General features: G+C 70.7%; 8 protein-coding genes. 6 read left to right on the top strand and 2 right to left on the bottom strand.

What is annotated here, in order from left to right; translation table 11 throughout:
• Positions 1 to 192: 192 nt before the first annotated feature.
• The gene (locus JJI54_RS29860; RefSeq protein ID WP_203077086.1) at positions 193 to 642 is read right to left on the bottom strand and encodes an MgtC/SapB family protein; all 450 of its coding nucleotides are present in this window, start codon (positions 640 to 642) and stop codon (positions 193 to 195) included.
• A gap of 117 nt (positions 643 to 759) precedes the next feature.
• Between JJI54_RS29860 and JJI54_RS29855 the strand changes: the two genes are divergently transcribed.
• The 4 genes from JJI54_RS29855 (at position 760) to JJI54_RS29840 (ending at position 3,469) form a co-directional block, all read left to right on the top strand.
• Entirely contained in the window at positions 760 to 1,323 is a 564-nt protein-coding gene (locus tag JJI54_RS29855) for a DUF4337 family protein (RefSeq protein WP_203077085.1), read from the top strand.
• Positions 1,324 to 1,365: 42 nt separating this feature from the next.
• Entirely contained in the window at positions 1,366 to 1,827 is a 462-nt protein-coding gene (locus tag JJI54_RS29850) for a RidA family protein (protein ID WP_203077084.1), read from the top strand.
• Positions 1,828 to 1,832: 5 nt separating this feature from the next.
• The gene (locus tag JJI54_RS29845) at positions 1,833 to 2,915 is read left to right on the top strand and encodes an amidohydrolase family protein (RefSeq protein WP_226382234.1); all 1,083 of its coding nucleotides are present in this window, start codon (positions 1,833 to 1,835) and stop codon (positions 2,913 to 2,915) included.
• A 65-nt stretch (positions 2,916 to 2,980) separates the two neighbouring features.
• On the top strand, positions 2,981 to 3,469 hold the full coding sequence (locus JJI54_RS29840; RefSeq protein ID WP_203077083.1) for a methyltransferase family protein: 489 nt from the start codon (positions 2,981 to 2,983) through the stop codon (positions 3,467 to 3,469).
• Here the strand turns inward: JJI54_RS29840 and JJI54_RS29835 are convergent, their stop codons facing one another.
• Positions 3,470 to 4,285: an IclR family transcriptional regulator gene (locus tag JJI54_RS29835; RefSeq protein WP_203077082.1), complete on the bottom strand. Its 816-nt coding sequence runs from the start codon at positions 4,283 to 4,285 to the stop codon at positions 3,470 to 3,472. It lies immediately after the preceding gene.
• 157 nt (positions 4,286 to 4,442) lie between these two features.
• On the opposite strand from JJI54_RS29835, the gene JJI54_RS29830 reads away from it, so the two are divergent.
• Together JJI54_RS29830 and JJI54_RS29825 are read left to right on the top strand one after the other, a co-directional pair.
• Positions 4,443 to 6,512 (top strand): hydantoinase/oxoprolinase family protein, encoded by a 2,070-nt coding sequence (locus JJI54_RS29830; protein ID WP_203077081.1) that lies wholly within the window; start codon positions 4,443 to 4,445, stop codon positions 6,510 to 6,512.
• On the top strand, positions 6,512 to 8,149 hold the full coding sequence (locus JJI54_RS29825) for a hydantoinase B/oxoprolinase family protein (protein ID WP_203077080.1): 1,638 nt from the start codon (positions 6,512 to 6,514) through the stop codon (positions 8,147 to 8,149). Before JJI54_RS29830 ends, JJI54_RS29825 begins: the two co-directional genes overlap by 1 nt.
• Positions 8,150 to 8,187: the final 38 nt, after the last annotated feature.

Genomic DNA, 8,187 nt, shown 5'->3' with positions numbered 1-8,187 from the left:
GAAACGGTCTTAGGACCGAAGGGCCGACGGCCTCGAGATCGCGCCGCCGGTGCAGGGCTGCAGCCCTGCACCGGCGGTCACACTATGCATCATCGCCAAGACACAAGGGCCCGCTGGCCCTCGGCAGGGAAGGGGTATCGGGGAAGGGACGGCGTCCCTTCCCCGGGCCACCGGCGCGCGTCCCCCGCGCGCTCACCCGCGCTCCCGGGATTTGAGGCGGGCCATGATGTACAGGGTCACGGTGGTGAAGCCGCAGATGACGAGGGCGACGTCGTAGGCGTTCAGGGCCACGGCCACGCCGATGGCGCCGGTGGCCCAGAGGGAGGCGGCGGTGGCGGTGCCGTGGACTTCGCCGCCGTGCTTGAGGATGGCGCCGCCGCCGATGAAGCCCATGCCGGTGATGACGCCTTCGATGATGCGGGCCAGGGCTTCGGGTTCGCCGGCGGTGATGTCTTCCGTCGCCTGCAGGAAGCCGCAGGCCGCGACGGCGACGAGCGGGAAGGTGCGCAGCCCCGCGCTGCGGTCTTCCCGTTCCCGGTTCCAGCCGATGATGAAGGCGAGGGCGTAGGCGATGCCGAGGTCGCGGATATGCGGCACGAAGGCAAGGCCGGAGAGGCTGGGCAGCAGGTCGCTGGCGTTCATGGCCCCGCCAACGCCGCGGCGCCTTCTTCGTTTCGCCATGGTTGCGAGGGAGAGGGCGGATTGCGTTCCCGCTGCCGCTTCGGCAAAGGGGCGCGCCATCCTACCGGAGATTGATCAGTGGCCGGCCATCATCACGGCGATCATGGGGGCGACAAGCGCATTGCCCTGCTGATCGCGATCCTCGCCCTGTTCCTTGCCATCGCGGAGACGGGGGCGAAGAGCGCGCAGACGGAGGCGATCAGCCGCAATGTGGAGGCCGCGAATCTCTGGGCCTTCTTCCAGGCCCGCACCATCCGCCAGACCGTGGTGCGCACGGCGGCGGAGGAGGCGGAGCTGGAGAAGGCCGCGCGCGCCGATGCCGCCGCCATCGCCGCGATCGAGCGGCAGCAGCAGGCCTGGCGCAGCACGGCCGACCGGTGGGAGAGCGAGCCTTCCTCCGGCGAGGGGCGGCGCGAGCTGAGCGCGCGGGCGCGGGCGGCGGAGGCGAAGCGGGATCGCAGCATGGCCGCCTACCACAACTACGAATATGCCTCCGCGGCGTTCCAGGTGGCGATCGTGCTCGCCTCCTCCTCCATCATCACCGCGGTGCCGCTGCTGGCGGTGGCGTCGGTCGGGCTTGGCGTGGTGGGCGCGACGCTGGCGGGGCTCGGCTTCTTCGCGCCGGAGCTGGTGCATTTCTGACGCGGTGGCGCCAGAGTGGCGCGACCGTTGAGGGAGACTGCCATGTCCGCCGAAGCCCGCCTGGTTGAACTGGGCCTTCAGCTGCCGAACCCGCCGGTGCCGATGGCGAACTACGTGCCGTGGCGCATCGGCGGCGGGCTGCTGTTCCTGTCCGGCGTCGGGCCGCGGCGGGCGGATGGGTCCTCCATCACCGGCGTGCTCGGCGCGGGCATGAGCGTGGAGGAGGGCTATGCGGCGGCCAGGCTCTGCGGCTTGAACCTGCTGGCCAATATGCGCTCCGCGCTCGGCAGCCTGGATCGCGTGGACACCATCCTGAAGGTGCTCGGCATGGTGCGCGGCACGCCGGAATTCGGCGGGCATCCGGAGGTGATCAATGGCTGCACCGACCTGTTCGTCGAGGTGTTCGGCGATAATGGCAGGCCGGCGCGCAGTGCGGTCGGCATGGGCAGCCTGCCGCGCGGGATCGCGGTGGAGATCGAGGCCGTCGTGCTGCTGAAGGGCTGAGCGCCATGGTCCAGCCCTGGCGCCTGAATGCCGCGAAGCAGGTCGAGATCCGGGAGGAGTGGCTGGCGCTGGGGGAGGGGGAGGAGATCCTCGACCCCGCGCGGCCCATCGTCGATCCGCACCATCACCTCTGGGACCGGCATGACGAGACCTATCTGCTGCCGGACCTGCTGCGGGATACCGGCAGCGGCCACGACATCCGCGCCACCGTCTTCATCCAATGCGCCTCCATGTATCGCCCGGACGGGCCGGAGGCGCTGAAGCCGCTGGGGGAGACGGAGTTCGTCAACGGCATCGCGGCCGCGGCGGCCAGCGGCACCTATGGCAGGACGCTGGCCTGCGCGGGCATCGTCGGCTTCGCGGACCTGCTGCTGGGGGATGCCGTGGCGCCGGTGCTGGAGGCGCATGTGGCAATCGCCGGCGCGCGGTTCCGGGGGGTGCGCAACCGCACCGCCTGGCATCCCGATCCCGGCGTGCGCTCCAACCTCATCACCCCGCCGCCCGGGCCGCTGGCGGAGCCCGCCTTCGCGGCGGGCGCGCGGCGGCTGGCGGCGCTCGGCCTCACGCTCGATGTCTGGGCCTATCACACGCAGCTCGGCGATGTGCTGGCGCTGGCGAAGGCGGTGCCGGAGGTGACGGTGGTGGTGAACCACATCGGCGGCGCGCTGGGCGTCGGCCCCTTCGCGGGCAGGCGGGCGGAGGTCTTCGCGCCGTGGCGGGAGGCGATGCGCGCGCTGGCCGCGCTGCCGAATCTGCGCGTGAAGATCGGCGGCCTGGCGATGGAGGTGACGGGCTACGACTTCCACCACCATCCGCTGCCGCCCGCATCCCGCCACTTGGCGGAGGCGTGGAAGCCCTGGGTGGAGACGGTGATCGAGCTGTTCGGCGCCCGGCGCTGCATGTTCGAAAGCAACTTTCCCGTGGACAAGGGCATGGCGGGCTACGTGGCCGTCTGGAACGCCTTCAAGCGCCTGGCGGCGGGGGCGGGGGAGGCGGAGAAGGACGCGCTGTTCGCCGGCACCGCCATCCGGACCTACCAGCTGGCCGGCGTGCCGGGCGGCGCTGCCCTGGCGCCCCTGGCCGCCTGAGCCGCGCATCCCGCGCCGCAAAATCCCGCGTGGCGTGACGGCGCGGCTTCCTGCACAATCGGCCCGTGCCTCAGACCGTGCCGCCGCCGAACAGCATCCCCTGGCCGCCGCTGATCCTCATCGGCGCGGCAGCGGTGGCGTTCGCGCTGGGGCGCATGGCGCCGGCGCCGGAATGGCTGGATGGCGACGTGATGGAGGCCATCGGCTGGGTGATGATGGCCGCCGGGCTTGGCCTCGACATCGCCGCGGTGGCGACGCTGGTGGTGCAGGAAGCGAATGTGCTGCCGAACCGGCCGGCGACGCGGCTGGTGACGACCGGGATCTACGCCTGGTCCCGCAACCCGATCTACCTGGGCAACCTGGTGCTGCTGGCCGGCGCCGCGCTGGCCTTCTGCAATCTCTGGTTCCTGCTGGCGGCGGCGGCGGCCGGCTTCGCCATCCTGCGCCTGGCGATCCTGCGGGAGGAACGCCACCTGGCCGCGCGATTCGGCGCGGCGTGGGAGGATTACCGCAGCCGCACCGGCCGCTGGTTCGGCCAGTGGTCGGACGATTGATCAGCCCGCCATCGCGGCGCCGGCGCGGCGCAGCGTGGGATCGAAGGGGTTGATCTGGCGGCCGATGGCCGTCGCTTCCCGCTTCAGCATCTCCGCGATCACCTCCCGCCGCTCCGGCGTCAGCCGGTCGGTCGTGGTGCCGATGCTGATGGCGGCGACGGCGCGCTGGTCCCGGTCCAGGATGGGCGCGCCGATGCCGGCCATGCCGGGGATGAGGCCCGCGGCGCCGCCGCAGAACCCTTCCCGCCGCACGCGGGCGATCTCGGCGCGGAGCGAGGCTTCGTCCGGGCCGCCGAAGTCCCGCATGCGGGGCAGGTTGTGGCGCACGATCTCATCCTGCTCGGCCGGCGGCAGGAAGGCGAGGATGGCGGTGGCGCCCTGCCCGATGCCGAGCGGCACGCGCCCGCCGATATCGCCGGTGAAGGAGCGGATGGGCAGCGGCCCCGCGCTGCGTTCGATGCAGACGGCGTCGTAGCCATTGTGCACCAGCAGGAAGAGCGTCTCCCCCAGCGAGGCCGTGAGGCGCAGCAGCGTCGGGCGCGCCAGGTCGCGCAGCCCCGTCGCATCGCCCGCGCGGGCGGCCATCAGGAAGAGGTCGAGGCCGAGGGTGTAGCGCTTGCCGCGTGGTTCGAAGGCCACGGCGCCTTCCGCGGCCAGGGCGCGCAGCAGGCGGTGGACGGTCGGGCGCGGCAGGCCGGCGCGGGCGGCGATGTCGGTCAGGCGCAGGCCGCCGGGCGGCGCTTCCGCCACCAGGCGCAGCAGGCTGAAGACGCGGCCGACGCCCGAGACGGCGCTGTCAGTCCCATTTTCACTCATGAGCCAGGAATGCTCCGATATCAGGCCGATACTTCCACCCAGTGAGAATATGCGGCGGATACTGTCATTCCGGTGAATAGGTGCTTGCCGGGCCGAAGAATGCAACGGGATAGTTGTCCCAGGCGGCAGTCAGGCCGCGTGTTGAGGATGGCGAAGCATGGCGCGTTGGCGGGTCGGCGTTGATTCCGGCGGCACCTTCACGGATGTCTGCCTGTTCGACGAGGATGACGGCCGGGTCGAGGTCTGGAAGGTCTCCTCAACCCCCGACGATCCCTCCCGCGGCATCGCCCAGGGCGTGGAGGAGGGCATGCGGCGGGTGGCGCCGGAAGCCGCGCAGCCTGGCGCGCCGATCACCTATTTCGGCCATGGCACCACGGTCGCGACCAATGCGCTGATCCAGCATCGCGGCGTGAAGACGGGGCTCGTCACCACGGACGGATTCCGGGACCTGCTGGAGATCGGGCGGCAGAAGCGCCCGGACCTCTATGACATGCAGGCGGACAAGCCGCCGACGCTGGTGCCGCGTGACCTACGCTTCCAGGTGGCGGAACGCGTGCGCCATGACGGGCGCATCGACGCGGCCCTGGATGAGGACGCCGTGCGCGCGGCCGCGCGGGCGCTGAAGGCCGCGGAGGTGAAGGCGATCGCCGTCTCCTTCCTCTACGGCTTCATCCGGCCGGAGCATGAGGCGCGCGCGGTGGCGATCCTGCGGGAGGAGATGCCGGAGGTCTTCATCTCCGCGGGCCATGAGATCGCGCCGGAGTTCCGGGAGTTCGAGCGGCTGTCGACCGTCGTGCTCAACGCCTATCTCGGGCCGGTCATGCGACGCTACATCGAGCGTCTGACGCCAAGGCTGCGCGACCTCGGCATGACGGCCACGCCGCATCTGACGCAATCCAATGGCGGCGTCATCGGCTTCGGCACGGCGGCGGCGATGCCGGTGCGGGCGGTGCTGTCGGGGCCCTCCACCGGCGTGGTCGGCGCGCAGGCGATCGGGGAGCTGGCGGGCTTCCCGGACCTCATCACCTTCGACATGGGCGGCACCTCCACCGATGTGGCGCTGCTGAATGGCGGGCAGTGCAAGCTGGCCTCGGAGGCCACGGTGCATGGCTACCCCATCAAGGCGCCGATGCTCGACATCCACACGGTCGGCGCGGGTGGTGGATCGATTGCGTATATCGATGGCGGCGGGCTGCTGAAGGTGGGGCCGCGGAGCTGCGGCGCGGATCCGGGGCCGGTCTGCTACGGGCGCGGCAATACCGAGCCGGCGACGACCGATGCGAATGTCGTGCTGCAGACGCTGAACCCGGAATACCTGCTGGCCGGGCGGATGAAGATCGACCAGTCCCTCGCCAAGGGCGCCATCGCGGGCATGGCGGAGCGCCTCGGCCTCGGCGTGATGGAGACGGCGCAGGGCATCATCAGCGTCGTGACCGCGAACATGGCGCGGGCCATCCGCGTGATTTCCATCCAGCGGGGCTATGATCCCCGCGACTACACGCTGATGGCCTTCGGCGGCGCGGGGCCGCTGCATGCGGCGAGGCTGGCGATCGAGCTCGACATGAAGCGCGTGCTGGTGCCGCGCAACCCCGGCATCCTCTGCGCCATGGGGCTGCTGCTGACGGACCTTCGCGCCGATTTCGCGGCGACGCGGCTGATGCCGGCGACCGAGGCATCGGTGGCCGATGTGGCGCAGGCCTTCGAGGGGCTGGAGGCCCGCGCGGAGGAGTGGTTCGCGCATGAGGAGATCGCGCCGGGCGATCGCGGCCTGACCCGCACGGCCGATATCCGCTACGCCGGCCAGAACTACGAATTGCCCGTGCCGCTGCCGCCCGGCCCCGTGACGGCCGAGACCATCGCGGCGCTGGCCGCCGGCTTCACCGAAAGCCACCGCCAGCGCTACGGCTTCGTGGCGGAGGAGGAGCCGATCCAGCTGGTCACGCTCCGCCTGGAAGCGACCGGCCGTGTCGCCAAGGCGAAGCTGGCGTCGCACCCCGATGCCGGGCCGGATGCCACCGGCGCCATCATCGGCAAGCGCGAGGTCTGGTTCCCGGAGGCCGGCGGCTTCGTGGAGACGCCGATCTACAGCCGCGATGCGCTGCACCCCGGCAACCGCTTCGTGGGCCCCGCCATCGTCGAGCAGATGGACACCACCACCGTCGTCCTGCCCGGCATGACCGCGCGGGTCGATTCCTACCTGAACCTCATCCTGGAGGTCGCGGCCTGATGGATACCGCCGTCACGACGCTCGACCCGATCACCGTGGAGGTGATCGGCGCCGCCCTGTCCTCCATCGTCGAGGAGACGGGAGAGGCGCTGATCCGCGCCTCCTACTCCACCAACATCAAGGAAAGGCGGGACTGCTCCACCGCGCTGTTCGACATCGCGGGCAACACGCTGTGCCAGGCGGAGCATATCCCCATCCACCTCGGCAGCTTCATCGGCATCGTGCCGCATATCCTCAAGCTGCATGACGTGGCGGGGATGCAGCCGGGCGACGTCTTCGTCGGCAATGACGCCTATGCCGGCGGCGGCACGCACCTGCCGGACATCGTGCTGGCGGAGCCGATCTTCGTGGATGGCCGGATCGTCGCCTGGACGGTGAACCTGGCGCACCACTCCGACTTCGCCGATCGCGGGCACCAGCACATCTACCAGGAGGGTCTGCGCATCCCGCCGGTGCGGCTGTACCGCGCGGGAGAGCTGCAGAAGGACGTGCTGGACCTCATCCTGCTGAACTGCCAGGTGCCGCGCGAACGGCTGTCGGACCTCCGCGCGCAGATGGCGGCCAACCGCGTCGGCGTGCAGCGCTTCCAGGCGCTGTGCCGGAAATACGGTACATCGACCGTGCTGGCCGCGGGCGCCGCGCTGCTCGACTACGCGGAGCGCAAGATGCGCGCCGGCATCGCCGCCATCCCGGATGGCACCTGGGTGTTCGAGGATGTCTTCGAGAGCACGGAAGTCACCACCCACCTGCCGCTGAAGGTGACGGTGACGGTCCAGGGCGACGCCATGTCGCTGCATTTCGACAGCCCGAAGCAGCTCCGCGCCGGGCTCAACATGACCTACACGGCGCTGCTCGCCACGGCCTATTACGTCGTGAAGTCGGTGGTCGATCCGACCATCCTGCCGAATGCCGGCCTGGCGCGGCCGCTGACCATCACGGCGCCGGAAGGCACGGTGCTGAACTGCACGCATCCGGCCGCGGTGAATGGGCGGGTGCAGACCTGCCAGCGCGTCTCGGACCTCATCCTCGGCGCGCTCGCCCAGGCGGTGCCGGAGCGTGTCACGGCCTGCTCCAACTCCGTCTGCACCGTCGCGACCTTCATCGGGCAGCGCAAGGATGACGGAGCCATCTGGGTGTACCTGGAGACGATGGGCGGCGGCGCCGGCGCAAGGGCGACGAAGGACGGGCTGGATGGCGTGCATGTCCATGTCACCAACACCTCCAACCTGCCGGTCGAGGCACTGGAGATCGAGTATCCGCTGACGCTGCTGCGCTACGAGCTGGTGGAGGATTCCGGCGGGCCCGGCACCTACCGCGGCGGCATGGGGCTGCGGCGCGTCTATCGCGCGGATGAGGATTGCCGCGTCCGTGTCGATGTCTCCCGCCTCACCTCGACATCCTGGGGCCTGCTGGGCGGCCAGGCAGGCGGGCATGGCGCGGTGGAATGCGGCCCCGGCGTCGTCTTCGACCGCGACAATGCCGAGTTGAAGGCGGGCCAATGGTTCGCCATCGTGAGCCCCGGTGCCGGCGGCTATGGCCCGCCCGAAGGGCGCGCGCCGGAAGCCCTGGCCCGCGACCTGGCCGAGGGCGTCATCAGCGCCACCACCGCGCGAGAGGTCTACCACCGCACTGCGTAGTCACCGTCTGGGAATGAGGAAGGGAACAGAAGAATGAC

It is taken from the genome of Falsiroseomonas ponticola (assembly GCF_016805305.1).
Classification (GTDB): Bacteria; Pseudomonadota; Alphaproteobacteria; order Acetobacterales; family Acetobacteraceae; genus Falsiroseomonas; species Falsiroseomonas ponticola.
Note: the sequence above shows the minus strand (reverse complement) of the source record. Positions and strands in the feature narration are given on the sequence as shown.